Genomic DNA, 16,541 nt, shown 5'->3' with positions numbered 1-16,541 from the left:
GCGCCGGGGTGCCCGCGCCCCCCCCCCCCCCCGCCCGCGCCCCCGGGGCGGGGGGCCCGGGGCCCCGCGGCACCATCAAACGAAAGGCCCTAGCTCCAGCTGGAGTGCAGCGGCTTGCCCTCGGCGTACCCGGCGGCGGACTGCACGCCGACGATCGCCTTGTCCTCGAACTCGGCCAGGCTGCCCGCACCCGCGTAGGTGAAGGACGAGCGCACACCGGCGATGATCGAGTCGATCAGGTCCTCGACGCCCGGGCGGGCCGGGTCGAGGAACATCCGCGAGGTGGAGATGCCCTCCTCGAACAGCGCCTTGCGGGCGCGGTCGTAGGAGGACTCCTCGCTGGTGCGGTTCTTCACGGCGCGCGCGGACGCCATGCCGAAGGACTCCTTGTACAGGCGGCCGTCGGCGGCCTGCTGGAGGTCGCCCGGGGACTCGTACGTACCGGCGAACCAGGAGCCGATCATCACGTTGGACGCACCGGCGGCGAGCGCCATGGCGACGTCGCGCGGGTGGCGGACACCGCCGTCGGCCCACACGTGCTTGCCGTACTTCGCGGCCTCGGCGGAGCACTCCAGGACGGCGGAGAACTGCGGGCGGCCCACGCCGGTCATCATGCGGGTGGTGCACATGGCGCCGGGGCCCACACCGACCTTGATGATGTCCGCGCCGGCCTCGATGAGGTCCTTGACGCCCTCGGCGGCCACGATGTTGCCCGCGACGATCGGCACCTGCGGGTCGAGCGCGCGCACGGCCTTGACCGCGGCGATCATCGACTCCTGGTGGCCGTGCGCGGTGTCGACGACGAGCGTGTCCACGCCCGCGTCGAGCAGCTGCTTGGCCTTGCCGGCCACGTCGCCGTTGATGCCGACGGCGGCGGCGACGCGCAGCCCGCCCTTGGCGTCCACGGCCGGCGAGTACAGGGTGGCGCGCAGGGCGCCCTTGCGGGTCAGGATGCCGGCCAGCTTGCCGTCGCGGTCCACGGCGGGCGCGTAGCGGCGGTTGGCGTTGTCCAGCTTGTTGAAGGCCTCGCGCGGGTCGATGTCCGCGTCGAGCAGCAGCAGGTCCTTGGACATGACCTCGGACAGCTGGGTGAAGCGGTCCACCCCGGCCAGGTCCTGGTCGGTGACGACGCCGACCGGCTTGTTGTCGGCGTCGACGACGACACCGGCGTTGTGGGCGCGCTTGGGCAGCAGCGCCAGCGCGTCGGCGACGGTCTGGGTCGGGGCCAGCACGATCGGGGTGTCCAGGACGTGGTGGCGCGTCTTGACCCAGGAGATGACGTCGGTGACGACCTCGATCGGGATGTCCTGGGGGATGACGACGATGCCGCCGCGGCGGGCGACGGTCTCGGCCATCCGGCGGCCCGCGATCGCGGTCATGTTCGCCACGACCAGCGGGATGGTCGTCCCGGTGCCGTCGGGCGAGCTGAGGTCCACGCCCTGGCGGGAACCGACGGCCGAGCGGCTCGGCACCATGAACACATCGTCGTACGTCAGGTCGTACGGCGGCTTCTGGTCATTGAGGAAACGCACGTGCTGGACATCCCAGTCGATCGGAGTGGCCCCCGGGCATTTCAGCCAGGGGGAAAAAGCACGTAGTTCATTGTCCCACGTCGGCGGGAATGCGCTGCCCGGGCCGATCATCCAGGGCTTCGGTCCGGGTGCTGGTGGGATCCTCCAAGGCGGAGCAGTACGTCGAGCGCCCCGGGCAGCACGGCCGACTCCAGGACCTCCTGGGCGACCTCCCACTCGTCGGGCCGCCCGGCCGCGTAGTCCTGCCAGCCCTCCACCACCACGACGGTGCCCCGGGGCAGGTCGGTGAGGCTGTCGGCGAGGGCGTCCCAGTTGCGCCCGAACCAGCCGGGCAGGTCCAGCGCGGAGGCGCAGCGCTCCATGAAGGCGGCCTTGTCGGCCACCCCGCTCAGGTCGAGGACGACCGGGTCAGCGAGCGTCATCGGGCTCGACCTCCTCGAAGGTCTCGTAGTGGTCGGCCGTGTAGTAGACCTCGCCGCCGGAGCCGGTCACGATCCGCCGGGCGCCGCGCCCGCGCTCGCCCGGGGTGCGGACGGTGTACTCGTGGTAGTAGCCGCGCTTCTTCGACGGCAGCCGCTTCTCGAAGTTGCCGAAGACGACCCCGTCCTTGTCGTACGGGAAGGGGCCGCCCTTCCTGATCAGGCGGAGGGTCTGATGGGCCTCGGCGGGCAGGTCGGCGACGCGCAGGGCCCCGGAGGACGCCGACGCGGGCGGGCGCGACGGGGACGGCGAGGCGCCGCCCTGGGAGCCCGACTGGCGCCCGCAGCCGGTGAGCAGCAGGCCGAGGACGACACCGACGGCGACGAGGACGGCCGTGAACCGCCCGGAGCGAGACACCATGCCCCGAAGCTACCGGTATCCGCGGTTCCGTACCCGCCGTCCGGCGCTACCGGGCGACCGTCCTACTCGTCGTCGGGGTCGGCCCGCTCCAGGGCGGGGTGGGCGCCGGGGGCGGAGTCGCCGAGCAGGAAGTCGGCGGCCGCGGTGTCGGTGACCAGGCTGGTGACCAGGCCGGAGCGGAGCACCGCGCCGATGGCGTGCGCCTTGCGGGCGCCGCCCGCGATGGCGACGACCTCCGGGATGCGGCGCAGCCGGTCGGCCTCCACGGTGATGCAGCGCTCGCCCAGGTCGCGGCCGACGCGGCGGCCGTCGGCGTCGAACAGGTGCGCCGACATCTCGGCGGCGACGCCGAGGGAGGCGTAGTGGGCCCGCTCCTCGTCGGAGAGCATGTCGTGCACGGTGGAGATGCCCGGCTCCCAGGAGCCGATGGACACGCAGGCCACGGTGACCTTGTCGAAGTACTCGAAGGCCCGGGCGATCCCGGTCTGGTTGCGCAGCGCCGCGGCGGTCGCCGGGTCGGGCAGCAGCATGGGGGCGTAGATGGGGTGGGCCTCGCCGCCGGAGACCTGGGCGGCGCGCCGCACGGCCTCCACCGAGCCGCGCTCGGCGGTCCCGGCGTCGTACACCCCGGTCAGCTGGACGACCGTGCACGGGGGCAGCCGGTCGAGCGCGGCGGCCATGTGGATGGTGGAGCGGCCCCAGGCCAGGCCCAGGACGTCGCCCTCGTTGACCAGCTCGCCGAGCAGGTCGGCGGCCACCTCGCCGAGGTTCTCCGGGTCGGGCGACTCGTCCTCGCCCTCGGCCGGGGACTCCACGACGACCGCGTGGCGCAGGCCGAAGCGGGCGCGCAGCGCGTCGGAGCGCTCGGCGTCCAGCTCGGCCGGGACGCGGATCTCGATCCGTACGAGGTCCCGCTCCAGGGCCGTCTCCAGGACCCGGGCCACCTTGAAGCGGCTGACGCCGAACTCCTCGGCGATCTGGATCTTGGACTTGCCCTCCAGGTAGAAGCGACGGGCCATGGCCGCCGCCTGCACGAGCTCCGCGGGTCCCATCCGCAGGGCTGACCGACCCGCCGACATTGCAGACACCGCGATCTCCTCACTGCTGTTGCGTCACTGCTCGCGCACCGGCGCGTGGGCGCCGGTGCCGTTCACACTCTGGACTCGCCGTTCATCCTGTCAGATCCGGCGGTACTTGATCAGTCCTGCGGGGCCCTCGTCGGGCCCCGTTCATCTGCCCGTGGCCCGGTGGCCACGGCCCCGGGCGCCGGTTCGCCCGTACGGGTCAGTGGGCGCAGGCCCAGGCCGCGGCGGCGGTCGCCTCGTCCGCCTGGTTGCGCAGCATGCGCACCGCGGCGGCCGGGTCGTCGGTGTTGTAGACCGCAGATCCGGCCACGAACACGTCCGCGCCGGCCTCGGCGCACTGCTCGATGGTGGCGGCCGAGACACCGCCGTCGACCTGCAGCCACAGCTCCAGGCCGTGCTTGGAGATCAGCTCCCGGGTGCGGCGGATCTTGGGCAGCATGATGTCCAGGAACGCCTGGCCGCCGAAGCCCGGCTCCACCGTCATGATCAGCAGCATGTCGAGCTCGGGGAGCAGGTCCTCGTACGGCTCGATCGGCGTGGCGGGCTTCAGCGCCATGGAGGCGCGGGCCCCCTTGGCGCGGATCTCCCGGGCCAGCCGCACCGGCGCGGCGGCGGCCTCGGCGTGGAAGGTCACGGACCCGGCCCCGGCCTCGACGTACTGCGGCGCCCAGCGGTCGGGGTCCGCGATCATCAGGTGGCAGTCCAGCGGGATGTCGGTCGCCCGGCTGAGCGACTCGACCACCGGCACCCCGAGGGTCAGGTTGGGCACGAAGTGGTTGTCCATGACGTCGACGTGCAGCCAGTCGGCGCCCTCGACGGCCTTCGCCTCCTCGGCGAGTCGGCTGAAGTCTGCGGACAGGATGCTGGGGTTGATCTGGGCCATGTGCCAAGCCTGCCATGCCCCACGGCACTTCCCCGCCTCCGCGCGCCCCCGGATCCCGCGGGACCGCTCGGGATCCCCCCACAGTCCCGGCAATCCAGGCCATTCGCCTCTGGAGAACGCCCGGCTCCGGGCACCGGAGCGCCCGGAGCCGGGTGGAATCAGGCCGTCCTGCGCAGCAGGGCCAGGTACATCGCGTCCGTGCCGTGCAGGTGGGGCCAGAGCTGGACGTCGGGGCCCTCGCCCAGGGCGGGGACGCCCGGCATCAGGGGGCGGGCGTCGATGAGTTCGGCGCCGGGGAACTTCTTGAGCACGTCGTCCACCACGACCCGGGTCTCGGCCAGGTGCGGCGAGCAGGTCGCGTAGCCGACCACGCCGCCGACCCGGACCGCCTTCAACGCCTCGGTGAGCAGCGCGCGTTGCAGCGGGCCGAACGAGTCCAGGTCCTCCGGGCGGCGCCGCCAGCGGGCCTCCGGGCGGCGGCGCAGGGCGCCGAGGCCCGAGCAGGGCACGTCCATCAGGACCCGGTCGAAGGAGCCGGGGCCCCACGGCGGGCGGGTGCCGTCGGCGGTGATGACCTGGTACGGGCCGGGGTTGCCGGCCAGCGCCCGCTCCACCAGGCGCGCCCGGTGCGGCTGCTTCTCGGAGGCGAGCAGCGCGGCGCCCCGCCCGGCGGCCAGCGCGGCGAGCAGCGCGGCCTTGCCGCCGGGCCCGGCGCAGCCGTCCAGCCAGCGCTCGTCGCGGCCCTCGACCGGGGCGTTGGCGAGCGCGGCCGCCACCAGCTGGCTGCCCTCGTCCTGGACCCCGGCCCGGCCCTCCTGGACCGGCCGCAGCGCCCCGGGCTCGCCGCCCTCGGCCATCCGCACGGCGTACGGGGACCAGCGCCCCGGCTCCGCCGAGTCCTCGCCCACCGCCGCGAGCAGTTCCTCGGGGGTGGACCGGCCGGGCCGGGCGACCAGGGTCACCTCGGGCCGCTCGTTGTCGGCCTCCAGGAGGTCCTCGATGCCCGCGCGCGGCCCGCCGAGCGCGTCCCAGAGCGCCGAGACGACCCAGCGCGGATGGGAGTGCACGACGGCCAGGTGGTCCTCGGGGTCCTCGTCGTAGGGCGGCGCGACCCGCTCCAGCCAGCCGTCCAGGTCGTCCTGGGCGATCTTGCGCAGGACGGCGTTCACGAACTTGGCCCGCCCGTCACCGAGCACCACGCGCGCCAGCTCCACGGTCGCCGAGACGGCCGCGTGGGTGGGGATGCGGGTGCCGAGCAGCTGGTGGGCGCCGAGCGAGAGCACGTCGAGCACCGGCGGGTCCACCTCGCGCAGCGGGCGGTCGACGCAGGCCGCGATGACCGCGTCGTACGTGCCCTGGCGGCGCAGCGTCCCGTACACCAGCTCCGTCGCGAGCGCCGCGTCGCGCCCGTCGAAGTCGCCCTTCTCCCGCGCCTTCCGCAGCAGCGGCGGCAGCACCAGGTTGGCGTAGGCGTCCCGCTCGTCCACGGCCCGCAGGGCCTCGAAGGCGAGGATCCGGACCGGGTCCTTCTTGGGGCGCCGGTGCGGCCGGGGGGCAGGGCGACGGGACTGCTCGCTCAAAAGGTGCTCCGCGTTTCGAAAGGGGCTGAACTATCCCCTCAGCGTACGCCGGGCGCCCCGACGCGCTCACCCGGGGCGATGCGCACCCCGCGGGCCCAGTCGGCGCCGCGCATCGGCTTCTTGCCCTGCGGCTGCACCCACAGCAGTTCCACGGCGTACGAACCGGTGCCGACGTACACGTTGTTCTTCCCGGCCGACAGCTCACCGGGCGCCAGGTCGGTGCGGTCCACCGCCGGCACGGCCTGCACCAGCTTCAGCCGCTCGCCGCGGAAGACCGTCCAGGCGCCGGGCGCCGGGGTGCAGCCGCGCACCACCCGGTCCACCCGCAGCGCGGGCGCCGACCAGTCCACGAGGGCGTCCTCGACCTGGATCTTCGGGGCGAGGGTGACGCCCTCGGACGGCTGCGGCACGGCCTTCAGGGTGCCGTCCTCGATGCCGTCCATGGTCGCGGCGAGCAGCCCGGCGCCCGCGAACGCCAGCCGGGTCAGCAGATCCCCGCTGGTGTCGGTGGGCCGGACGTCCTCGGTGACCACCCCGTACACCGGGCCGGAGTCCAGGCCCTCCTCGATCAGGAAGGTGGAGGCGCCCGTCACCTCGTCGCCCGCCATCAGCGAGTGCTGCACGGGCGCCGCGCCGCGCCAGGCGGGCAGCAGCGAGAAGTGCAGGTTGACCCAGCCGTGCGCGGGCACGTCCAGGGCGACCCGGGGCAGCAGCGCGCCGTAGGCCACGACCGGGCAGCAGTCCGGGGCGATCTCGCGCAGCCGGGCCAGGAAGTCCTCGTCGCGCGGCCTGGCGGGCTTGAGCACCTCGATGCCGGCTTCCTCGGCCCGCTCGGCGACCGGGCTGGCGACCAGTCGGCGGCCGCGCCCGGCGGGGGCGTCGGGTCGGGTGACGACGGCGGCCACCTCGTGCCGGCCGGAGGCGATCAGTGCGTCCAGGGCGGGTACGGCGACCTCGGGGGTGCCTGCGAAGACCAGCTTCATGGTGGCGGCTGCCTGTCTGTCTCGGGGCGGTGGCTCGGGCGTGGACGAGCGACGCACCAGTCTATGGGGCCGCACGTCAGGGGGCGTACGCACACCCGCGCGCCCTGCGCATATGCGGACACGCCCCTCCAGCGTGACCCAACCCCCGGTGGCGCGTTGGTCAAGAGAGATTGACCGAATCGGGCCGCAGTCGTGCGCGGCCCGCCCCTTTTTTCGACTTGTCAACGCCGGTTCGAGAGGCTTGTAAATGGCCGACCACGCAACCCACGACGCCCAAGCCCGGGCAAGCCTGCACTTGTTGGTACGGGACATCGAGCGGGTCCGCCGGCAGGTGGACGCTCTGCGCACCCTCACCGCCCAGCTGGGCAACGTCTACCGCCCGCGCCGCTCCGGCCCGTCCACGGGCTTCGTCGTCTACGGCAGGGCCCCCGCCCCGACCGTGCGCCTGGCCCAGGAACTGCGGGACAGCGTCGAGACCCTGGTGACCGCGGCCGTGGACTTCGACCGCTCGCTGGGCTTCTCGTGGGACGCGGTGGGCTCGGCGCTCGGCGTCACCAAGCAGGCGGTGCACCGCCGCTACGGTGCCCGGCGCGCGCCCCAGCAGCCGACGGTCCAGGAGGAGCAGACGACCCGCACGCTGCCGGTCCCGCCCGTCCCGCCGCTCCCCGCCGTGCCCGCGGCCCGCTCGATGCCGCCTCAGCCGACGGCGAGCTCCCAGTCCCTGCGCGAGGAGAGCCGCCCCACGGCCTTCCCGGGCCCGCGCAACGGCTGACACGACCCGACTGCCCCGGCCACGCGGTGGTGGACCGTGGACCCGGGGCATCGTCGTGTTCCGCACCGGCCGCGCGCGGGGGGACGGCCTTCAGAGCCTTCGCGCACCACGGCCCCGCGCCCCGCCCTACCCGATGTCCGGCGGATCCACCCGCACCCGCACGCCCTCCGCCGCACCCGCGCCTCCGCGCGCCGCCCGACCCGCCCGCGCCTCCTTCAGCGCGCGGGCCAGTGCCGCCCCGGTCCCCGGCGGCACCCGCAGCAGCACCCGCTCCCAGGACTCCCCCGCCGGAGGCCCACCGGGCCCGCGCGTCGGCGCCACCGGGACCGGCCCCAACACCTCGACGTCCGGCGGCAGTTCGGCCCCGGCCACGAACTGGGCCACCGCCTCGGGGCGCCCGGTCACCGAGGCCATCCGCGACACCGGCGGGAACCCCAGCTCGGCCCGCTCCGCCAGCTCGCGCTGGGCGTGCCCCACCGGGTCCCAGCGCACCAGCGCCTGCACCGGCCGCAGCGTCGGCTCCGCGACGATCACCACCGCGCCGCCCGCCTCCTGCCCCCGCACCAGCGCGGCCGCCGACATCCAGCGCCGCAGCGCCTCCTCGCCCGCCCGCAGGTCGGCCCGGCCCAGCATCGCCCAGCCGTCCAGCAGCAGCGCCGCCGCGTACCCGCCCTCGGCCACCGGTTCCGCGCCGGGCGTGCTCACCACCAGCGCCGGGTGGCCCGGCACCGTGTCCAGGACGTGGTCCCGGCCCGAGGTGCGCACCGGCACCGCGGGGAAGGCCCGCCCCAGCTCCTCCGCGGTCCGCCGCGCGCCCACCACCTGGGCCCGCAGCCGCACCCCGCCGCACTCGGCGCAGTGCCAGTCGCCCTCGCCGCGCCCGCACCAGCCGCAGCACAACTCCCCCTGCTCCCGGGCCTCCAGCGGCCCCGCGCAGTGCCGGCACCGCGCGGGCGTCCGACAGCGCTGACAGGCCAGCCGGGGTACGTAACCCCGCCGGGGCACCTGCACCAGCACCGGCCCCTCCCGCAGCGCTCCGCGCGCCACCTCCCAGGCCAGGCTGGGCAGTCGGGCCGCGCGGGCGGCCTCGTCGCGGGCGTCGTCGAGGTCGCCGATGGTGCGCACGGTCGGCGCGACCCGGCGCACGGTCTCGCGCGGCGCCGCGAGCGTCCCGGCCCAGCCGCTGCTCACCAGCTGGGCCGCCTCCACGGTGCAGCTCCAACTCCCGGCGAGGAAGGCGCACTTGTCACGGGAGGCGCGCAGTTCGAGGACCTCGCGGACATGGGGGAACGGCGCGTGGTCGTCGCTGTGGTGGGCGTCCCCGTCGTCCCACAGCACGACGAGGCCGAGGTCGCGCACGGGGGCGAACATCGCGGCGCGGGTGCCCACCACGGCCCGCACGGCGCCGCGCCGCACGGCCAGCCACTCGCGGTAGCGGCGCTGCTGTCCGGCGTCGGCGGTGAGCAGGGCGTGCTGCCCGGGCCCGAGGACCTCGCGCAGGGCCCGGTCCACCCGCTCGGCGAGCCGCACGGTCGGTACGACGACGAGGGCGCCGCGCCCGGAGGCGAGGGCCGCCTGCACGGCGAGGCCGATCTCGGTGGCCCACCCGGGCCCGGGCAGCGCCGTCCACACGGCCCGCGGCGCCCCGCCGCCGGCCAGCGAGGAGAGGAACTCGGGGCCGCGCGGGTAGCACTGCCAGGAGCCGGGCGCGGGCGCGGCGGGCGGCGCGGGCGGCGGCGGGAACTCCTCGGCCTCGGCCTTCCCGTGCCGGGGCGGCACGGCGAGCTGGAGGACGTCGGCGAGGCTGCCCGCGTAGCGGTCGGCGACGGCCCGGGTGAGGTCGAGGAGCGCGGGGTCGAGGACCGGCTCGGGCGAGACGACCTGGGCGAGCGCGGCCAGCGGCCCCTGGTACTCGGCCTCCTCGACCCGCTCCACCAGGAAGCCGTCGATGAGCCCGCCGCCCTCGCGCCGCCCGCCGCGCACGTTCCTGGTGCCCGCGCCGAAGCGCACCCGCACCCGCACGCCGGGCTGCGCGTCGGCGTCCAGCTCGCGGGGCACCGCGTACTCGAAGTACCGGTCGAGGTGGAGCACGCCCTTGTTCACCAGGACCCGCGCCACCGGCAGCCGCTCGGCCAGCGGCGCCCCCCGGTGGGTGCGCGGCTTGGCCCGCGGCACCTTGGCCTGGCGCACGGTCTCCCGGATCAGCGCGAGCTGCTCCGGCTCGTCCTCGCCGCTCCCGCTCCCCGTACCGTTCTCGCTGCTCACAGCAGCATTCCTACCAGACGGCACCGACAGCGGCGGGCGGCCGCGAACGCGCCGGAGCCCGGCACCAGGGGTGCCGGGCTCCGGGGTGGTACGGGGTGGGCGGTCAGACGCCCGCGGCCTTCTTCAGGGCCTCGACGCGGTCCGTGCGCTCCCAGGTGAAGTCGGGGAGCTCGCGGCCGAAGTGGCCGTAGGCGGCGGTCTGCGCGTAGATCGGGCGCAGCAGGTCGAGGTCGCGGATGATCGCGGCCGGGCGGAGGTCGAAGACCGCGGCGATCGCGTTCTCGATGCGCTCGGTCTCGATGGTGTGGGTGCCGAAGGTCTCGACGAACAGGCCGACGGGCTCGGCCTTGCCGATCGCGTAGGCGACCTGGACCTCGCAGCGGCCCGCGAGGCCGGCGGCGACGACGTTCTTGGCGACCCAGCGCATGGCGTACGCGGCCGAACGGTCCACCTTCGACGGGTCCTTGCCCGAGAAGGCGCCGCCGCCGTGGCGGGCCATGCCGCCGTAGGTGTCGATGATGATCTTGCGGCCGGTGAGGCCGGCGTCGCCCATCGGGCCGCCGATCTCGAAGCGGCCGGTCGGGTTGACCAGCAGGCGGTAGCCCTCGGTGTCCAGCTTGATGCCGTCCTCGACGAGCTGCTTGAGCACGTGCTCGACGACGTACTCGCGGATGTCGGGGGCGAGCAGGGACTCCAGGTCGATGTCGCTCGCGTGCTGCGAGGAGACGACCACGGTGTCGAGGCGGACCGCCTTGTCGCCGTCGTACTCGATGGTGACCTGGGTCTTGCCGTCGGGGCGCAGGTACGGGATGGTCCCGTTCTTGCGGACCTCGGTGAGCCGACGGGAGAGCCGGTGGGCGAGGTGGATCGGGAGCGGCATCAGCTCGGGGGTCTCGTCGGACGCGTACCCGAACATCAGGCCCTGGTCGCCCGCGCCCTGCTTGTCGAGCTCGTCCTCGTCGCCCTCGACCCGCTTCTCGTACGCCGTGTCGACGCCCTGGGCGATGTCCGGGGACTGCGAGCCGATGGACACCGAGACGCCGCAGGAGGCGCCGTCGAAGCCCTTCTTCGAAGAGTCGTAGCCGATCTCGAGGATCTTGTTGCGCACCAGGGTGGGGATGTCCGCCCAGGCCTTGGTGGTGACCTCGCCCGCGACGTGCACGAGACCCGTGGTGATCAGGGTCTCCACGGCGACGCGGGAGGTGGGGTCCTCGCGGAGAAGCGCGTCGAGAATGGTGTCGCTGATCTGGTCAGCGATCTTGTCGGGGTGACCCTCGGTCACGGACTCCGAGGTGAAGAGACGACGGGACACAACGCTCCCTGTGGTTGCAGCGGCTGCTGGCTGATCATTTACCGGACCGGCGGGGGGCTGCGCCCCGCGACGTTCCGGGAACAGCTTATCGGGCGCTCTCGTCGGTCGGACCAGGCGTCTCGCAAGGTGGGAGCCGGATCACCCGGGAAAAGTGCTCCGCCGGTACGACCATCGGGCGTGCCGGGCGGTCGAAAAGCCTGGATTCATGCGGTTTCGACCGTCCGGTGGGGCGAACCGAAATTCATCCGCCCGACACGCCGCACGGCCGTGCGGCGACGCGGGCCCGCGCGGTCGGACTTCTCACACCGCGCCTCCCCCGCGTCAGGCCCCCGGGGCCAGGCGCGGGACGACCAGGTCCCAGACGGTGTCGGCCAGGGCCTCCTTGGGGCCGTGCGGCACCGGGGTCTCCGCCCCGTCCGCCGCCAGCACCACGGCCTCGTTCTCCTCGGCACCGAAGGTCTTGCGCTCGCCCACCTCGTTGACGACCAGCAGGTCGCAGCCCTTGCGGCGGAGCTTGTCGCGCCCGTTGGCCAGCACGTCGTCGGTCTCGGCGGCGAAGCCCACCACGACCTGGCCGGGGCGGGGCCGCCCGGCGGAGATCTCGGCGAGGATGTCGGGGTTGCGCACCAGGCGCACCTCGGGGGCCTCCACCCCGTCCCGCTTCTTGATCTTGCCCGCGGCGTACTCGGCGGGCCGGAAGTCGGCGACGGCCGCGGCCATCACCACCGCGTCGGCGTCCGCGGCGGCCTTCAGGACCGCCTCGCGCAGCTGCAGGGCCGTGCCGACGTGGACCACGTCCACCCCGGCCGGGTCGGCGAAGCCGGTGTTGGCCTCGACCAGGGTGACCCGGGCGCCGCGGGCCGCCGCGGTGCGGGCCAGCGCGTAGCCCTGCTTGCCCGAGGAGCGGTTGCCCAGGTAGCGGACCGGGTCCAGGGGCTCGCGGGTGCCGCCCGCGCTGACCACCACGTGCCGGCCCGCCAGGTCCGGCTCCGCCGCGCCGCGCGCGAGCACGCGGCGGCACACCTCGAAGATCTCGCCAGGGTCGGGCAGCCGGCCCTTGCCGGTGTCGACGCCGGTGAGGCGGCCCACGGCGGGCTCGATCACCACGGCGCCGCGGCGGCGCAGGGTGGCCACGTTCTCCTGGGTGGCCGGGTGCTCCCACATCTCGGTGTGCATGGCGGGGGCGAAGACGACCGGGCAGCGGGCGGTGAGCAGGGTGTTGGTGAGCAGGTCGTCGGCGAGGCCGTGGGCGGCCTTGGCCAGCATGTCGGCGGTGGCCGGGGCGACCACCACGAGGTCGGCGCCCTGGCCGATCCGTACGTGCGGCACCTCGTGGACGTCGGACCAGACCTCGGTGGAGACCGGGTGGCCGGAGAGGGCGGACCAGGTGGCGGCGCCGACGAAGTGCAGGGCGGACGCGGTCGGCACCACCCGGACGTCGTGGCCGGACTCGGTCAGTCGCCGCAGCAGCTCGCACGCCTTGTAGGCGGCGATCCCGCCGCTGACCCCCAGGACGACCTTCGGCTTGCCCACTGCGTCTCCCCGCACTCGGTTCCGGTTTCCGGCTCGTACGGGACCCGCCGGCCCCGTACGACGTACGACTCCATCAGACACCACAGGCCCGGCGGACGTGCCGCCGGGCCTGTGGTGAAGTGCGTGTACGCGGTTACTGCGCCGGGCCCTCGACGGCCTCGGAGGTCAGCAGACCCGCGTTGATCTCGCGCAGCGCGATCGACAGCGGCTTCTCGTGGACGTGGGTGTCCACCAGGGGGCCCACGTACTCCAGCAGGCCCTCACCGAGCTGCGAGTAGTACGCGTTGATCTGGCGTGCGCGCTTGGCCGCGTAGATCACGAGGCTGTACTTGGAGTCCGTGGCCTCAAGCAGCTCGTCGATCGGCGGGTTGATGATGCCCTCGGGCGCGGTGATGGAAGAGGACACTCTCTAGCCTTCCGAAGAAACTTCTGGGTGATCACGCAAATGTTCAGACAACTTCCATCAAGGCTAGCAGCTCGCGCGCCACGTCCTCGACGGAGGTGTTGACCAGGGTGGTGTCGAACTCCGCCTCGGCGGCGAGTTCGACCTTGGCGGCGTCGAGCCTGCGCTCGATCACGTCCGGCGCCTCGGTGCCCCGGCCGGTGAGCCGGCGGACCAGCTCCTCCCAGCTCGGCGGGGCCAGGAAGACCAGCTGGGAGTCCGCCATGGACTCCTTCACCTGGCGCGCGCCCTGGAGGTCGATCTCCAGGAGGACCGGCTCCCCGGACTCCAGGCGCTCGAGGACCGCGCCGCGCGGGGTGCCGTAGCGGTTCCCCGCGAACTCGGCCCACTCCAGGAGTTCGCCGTTGGCGACCAGCTTGTCGAACTCGTCGTCGGTCACGAAGAAGTACTGCACCCCGTGCTTCTCGCCGGGCCGCGGCTTCCGTGTCGTGGCCGACACCGAGAGCCAGACCTCGGGGTGGACCTTGCGCATATGAGCGACGACCGTGCTCTTGCCCACCCCGGAGGGGCCGGAGAGCACGGTCAGCCGCGGACGTACCTCTGCTGCCATGCAGCGATTATTCCAGCTTCACGGCAGTGCCCGGGACGCCGTCCCGGGCACTGGGTGGAGGTCAGGCGCCGGGAGTGCCGAACTCGCGCTCCAGGGAGGCGATCTGGTTGGAGCCGAGACCGCGCACGCGGCGGCTCTCGGAGATGCCGAGGCGCTCCATGATCTGCTTGGCGCGGACCTTGCCCACGCCCGGCAGGGACTCCAGCAGGGCGGAGACCTTCATCTTGCCGATGACGTCGTTCTCCTGGCCCTGCTTGATGACCTCCTGGAGGGAGGCACCGGAGTGCTTGAGTCGATTCTTGACCTCGGCCCGCTCCCGGCGAGCCGCGGCGGCCTTTTCGAGCGCGGCTGCGCGCTGTTCAGGGGTAAGGGGCGGAAGAGCCACGCCTACGTCACCTCGGATGTCGAACTGTCGGATACGGACCGGTGAGGAAGCTAGTCGCCCCACACCAGGGCGAGCAACGCAGCAACGCAGTGAACCGCCGCGAACGCTGACTCTCGACGGAGACTAGCGGCCGAGGCCGCTCCAGTCAGCGAGAACAGCGGAAAAGTCCTGGTCAGCATCAACCGACCAGGACTTTTCGGGCATATCGCCCCGGTTTTGCGCCAAGTTTTCGTCAACAGCTCCCGCGGGACACACCGGAAGGGGTCCTCCCAGGTCCCGTCGGCGCGTCGCCGGAGTCGTTCGAACGGACGTCCGTGGACGGGACTAACCGACCGCGGCCCGCACCTCGTCCGCGTACCGCTCGGCCGCCGAGCGCAGTCCGGCCGCGTCCGGGCCCTCCTTCAGCACCGCGCGCGAGACGTTGGGCACCACGTTGCGCACCGCGGCGCCGAAGACCGCCGGGAGGTCCGCCGGGGTGGCGCCCTGGGCGCCGATGCCCGGGGCGAGCAGCGGCCCGTTCACGTCCAGGTCGAAGGAGGACAGGTCGCCGAGGGTGGCGCCGACCACCGCGCCGAAGGAGCCCATCGGGCTCTGTCCCGCGTTCTCCTCGGCGAGGTGGGCCAGCATCGTCGCGCCCAGCGTGCGGCCGTCCTCGCGCACCGCGCGCTGGACCTCGGCGCCCTCGGGGTTGGAGGTGAGGGCGAGCACGAAGAGGCCGGTGCCGGACTCCCGGGCCAGGTCCACGGCGGGCTTCAGCGAGCCGTAGCCGAGGTACGGGGAGACGGTCAGCGCGTCGGAGAACAGCGGGGCGCCGGGGCGCAGGTAGGTCTCGGCGTAGGCGGCCATGGTGGAGCCGATGTCGCCGCGCTTGGCGTCCATGACCACCAGGGCGCCCTCGGCCCGCAGATCGGCCACGGCGCGCTCCAGGACGGCCACGCCGCGCGAGCCGAAGCGCTCGAAGAACGCGGACTGCGGCTTGAAGACGGCGACGGTGCCGGCCAGCGCCTCCACGACGGTGCGGGTGAAGGACTCCAGGCCCTGGATGTCGTCGTCCAGGCCCCAGGCGGACAGCAGGGCCGCGTGCGGGTCGATGCCGACGCAGAGCGGGCCGCGCTCGTCCATGGCGCGGCGCAGGCGCGTGCCGAAGGGCTGCGGGGTCATGCGGTCTTCCTCACGTCGGCGCCGACGGCGTCGGCGAGGGTGGCGTACGGGGAGGCGGCCAGGCGGTCGGCCAGGCCCCGGTGGATCGCGCGGGCGTAGCAGGGGCCCTCGTAGATGAAGGCGCTGTAGCCCTGGACGAGGGTGGCGCCGGACAGGATGCGCTGCCAGGCGTCCTCGGCGTCCTCCACGCCGCCGACGCCCACCAGGGTGATCCGGTCGCCCACGCGCGCGTACAGGCGGCGCAGGACGGCCAGGGAGCGCTCCTTGACGGGGGCGCCGGAGAGGCCGCCGGTCTCCTTGACCAGGGCCGGGTCGGACCGCAGCCCGAGCCCCTCGCGGGCGATGGTGGTGTTGGTGGCGATGATGCCGTCCAGGCCCAGCTCGACCGCGAGGTCGGCGACGGCGTCCACGTCCTCGTCCGCGAGGTCCGGGGCGATCTTGACGAGGAGCGGTACGCGGCGGCCGGTGACGCTGCGGTCGGCGGCCTCGCGGACGGCGGTGAGCAGCGGGCGCAGGGCCTCGGTGGCCTGGAGGTTGCGCAGGCCGGGGGTGTTGGGCGAGGAGACGTTGACCACGAGGTAGTCGGCGTGGCGGGCGAGGGCCTCGGTGGACTTCACGTAGTCGGCGGCGGCCTCGGCCTCGGGCACCACCTTGGTCTTGCCGATGTTGACGCCGAGGACGGTGCGGAAGACCGGCCTGCGGGCGGCCAGGCGCTCGGCGACGGCCGCGGAGCCCTCGTTGTTGAAGCCCATGCGGTTGATCAGGGCGCGGTCCGGCACGAGGCGGAAGAGCCGCTTCTTGGGGTTGCCGGGCTGGGCCTCGCCGGTGACGGTGCCGATCTCGACGTGGTCGAAGCCGAGCATGGCCATGCCGTCGACGGCGACGGCGTTCTTGTCGAAGCCCGCGGCGAGGCCGAAGGGGCTGTGGAAGCGCAGGCCGAGGGCCTCGGTGCGCAGCTCCGCGCGGCGCGGGGCCAGGAAGGCCGCGACGAAGGTGCGCAGCACGGGCACCCGGACGGCCAGCCGGATCCAGCGGAAGGCCAGGTAGTGGGCCTTCTCGGGGTCCATGCGCTTGAAGACGAGGTCGAAGAAGAGCTTGTACATGTGCGGTGTCCTCCGGGACGCCTGGGAGACGGGGCGGGCAGCGGGGCGGCTCATGAAGAGGGGGACACCGTTTCCGGTGTCCCCCTCTTCCGGC

General features: G+C 73.9%; 16 protein-coding genes. 1 reads left to right on the top strand and 15 read right to left on the bottom strand.

Annotation, left to right across the window (positions count from 1 at the left end):
• Positions 1–89 precede the first annotated feature (89 nt).
• The 7 genes from ABT160_RS35145 to fmt all read right to left on the bottom strand — a co-directional run bounded on the left by ABT160_RS35145 (position 90) and on the right by fmt (position 6,903).
• The gene (locus tag ABT160_RS35145) at positions 90–1,553 is read right to left on the bottom strand and encodes a GuaB1 family IMP dehydrogenase-related protein (protein ID WP_351652034.1); all 1,464 of its coding nucleotides are present in this window, start codon (positions 1,551–1,553) and stop codon (positions 90–92) included.
• A gap of 86 nt (positions 1,554–1,639) precedes the next feature.
• The gene (locus ABT160_RS35140; protein ID WP_351652031.1) at positions 1,640–1,954 is read right to left on the bottom strand and encodes a barstar family protein; all 315 of its coding nucleotides are present in this window, start codon (positions 1,952–1,954) and stop codon (positions 1,640–1,642) included.
• A complete protein-coding gene (locus ABT160_RS35135) occupies positions 1,941–2,372 on the bottom strand; it encodes a guanyl-specific ribonuclease (protein WP_351652030.1) in 432 nt (143 codons plus the stop codon). Before ABT160_RS35135 ends, ABT160_RS35140 begins: the two co-directional genes overlap by 14 nt.
• Before the next feature lie 62 nt (positions 2,373–2,434).
• A complete protein-coding gene (locus tag ABT160_RS35130) occupies positions 2,435–3,451 on the bottom strand; it encodes a sugar-binding transcriptional regulator (RefSeq protein ID WP_351652033.1) in 1,017 nt (338 codons plus the stop codon).
• 205 nt (positions 3,452–3,656) lie between these two features.
• Complete coding sequence (rpe, locus tag ABT160_RS35125; RefSeq protein WP_351652029.1) at positions 3,657–4,340, bottom strand: ribulose-phosphate 3-epimerase; 684 nt, start codon at positions 4,338–4,340, stop codon at positions 3,657–3,659.
• A 158-nt stretch (positions 4,341–4,498) separates the two neighbouring features.
• Entirely contained in the window at positions 4,499–5,920 is a 1,422-nt protein-coding gene (locus tag ABT160_RS35120) for an RsmB/NOP family class I SAM-dependent RNA methyltransferase (protein WP_351652028.1), read from the bottom strand.
• 38 nt (positions 5,921–5,958) lie between these two features.
• Positions 5,959–6,903: a methionyl-tRNA formyltransferase gene (fmt, locus tag ABT160_RS35115; RefSeq protein WP_351652027.1), complete on the bottom strand. Its 945-nt coding sequence runs from the start codon at positions 6,901–6,903 to the stop codon at positions 5,959–5,961.
• 247 nt (positions 6,904–7,150) lie between these two features.
• Here fmt and ABT160_RS35110 point away from each other — a divergent pair, with 247 nt between their 5' ends.
• Positions 7,151–7,675: a hypothetical protein gene (locus ABT160_RS35110; protein ID WP_351652026.1), complete on the top strand. Its 525-nt coding sequence runs from the start codon at positions 7,151–7,153 to the stop codon at positions 7,673–7,675.
• A 126-nt stretch (positions 7,676–7,801) separates the two neighbouring features.
• On the opposite strand, the gene ABT160_RS35105 is transcribed toward ABT160_RS35110, so the two are convergent.
• The 8 genes from ABT160_RS35105 to ABT160_RS35070 form a co-directional block, all read right to left on the bottom strand.
• A complete protein-coding gene (locus tag ABT160_RS35105) occupies positions 7,802–9,940 on the bottom strand; it encodes a primosomal protein N' (RefSeq protein WP_351652025.1) in 2,139 nt (712 codons plus the stop codon).
• Between the two features lie 103 nt (positions 9,941–10,043).
• Complete coding sequence (metK, locus tag ABT160_RS35100) at positions 10,044–11,252, bottom strand: methionine adenosyltransferase (protein ID WP_351652024.1); 1,209 nt, start codon at positions 11,250–11,252, stop codon at positions 10,044–10,046.
• A 321-nt stretch (positions 11,253–11,573) separates the two neighbouring features.
• Positions 11,574–12,785, bottom strand: a complete 1,212-nt coding sequence (coaBC, locus tag ABT160_RS35095) for a bifunctional phosphopantothenoylcysteine decarboxylase/phosphopantothenate--cysteine ligase CoaBC (protein ID WP_351652023.1) — start codon at positions 12,783–12,785, stop codon at positions 11,574–11,576.
• Between the two features lie 133 nt (positions 12,786–12,918).
• Positions 12,919–13,191 (bottom strand): DNA-directed RNA polymerase subunit omega, encoded by a 273-nt coding sequence (rpoZ, locus tag ABT160_RS35090; RefSeq protein WP_003982715.1) that lies wholly within the window; start codon positions 13,189–13,191, stop codon positions 12,919–12,921.
• A 43-nt stretch (positions 13,192–13,234) separates the two neighbouring features.
• Positions 13,235–13,798, bottom strand: coding sequence for a guanylate kinase (gene gmk, locus ABT160_RS35085; protein WP_351652022.1), 564 nt, complete (start codon positions 13,796–13,798; stop codon positions 13,235–13,237).
• A gap of 61 nt (positions 13,799–13,859) precedes the next feature.
• The gene (locus ABT160_RS35080; protein ID WP_351652021.1) at positions 13,860–14,183 is read right to left on the bottom strand and encodes an integration host factor; all 324 of its coding nucleotides are present in this window, start codon (positions 14,181–14,183) and stop codon (positions 13,860–13,862) included.
• A gap of 324 nt (positions 14,184–14,507) precedes the next feature.
• Entirely contained in the window at positions 14,508–15,344 is an 837-nt protein-coding gene (gene pyrF / locus ABT160_RS35075) for an orotidine-5'-phosphate decarboxylase (protein WP_351652020.1), read from the bottom strand.
• A complete protein-coding gene (locus tag ABT160_RS35070) occupies positions 15,341–16,447 on the bottom strand; it encodes a quinone-dependent dihydroorotate dehydrogenase (RefSeq protein ID WP_351652019.1) in 1,107 nt (368 codons plus the stop codon). The genes pyrF and ABT160_RS35070 overlap by 4 nt, the downstream gene beginning before the upstream one ends.
• Positions 16,448–16,541 lie beyond the last annotated feature (94 nt).

It is taken from the genome of Streptomyces sp. NPDC001941 (assembly GCF_040296945.1).
In the GTDB taxonomy this organism is placed as follows: Bacteria; Actinomycetota; Actinomycetes; order Streptomycetales; family Streptomycetaceae; genus Streptomyces.
This window is presented reverse-complemented; position numbering and strand designations above follow the sequence as displayed.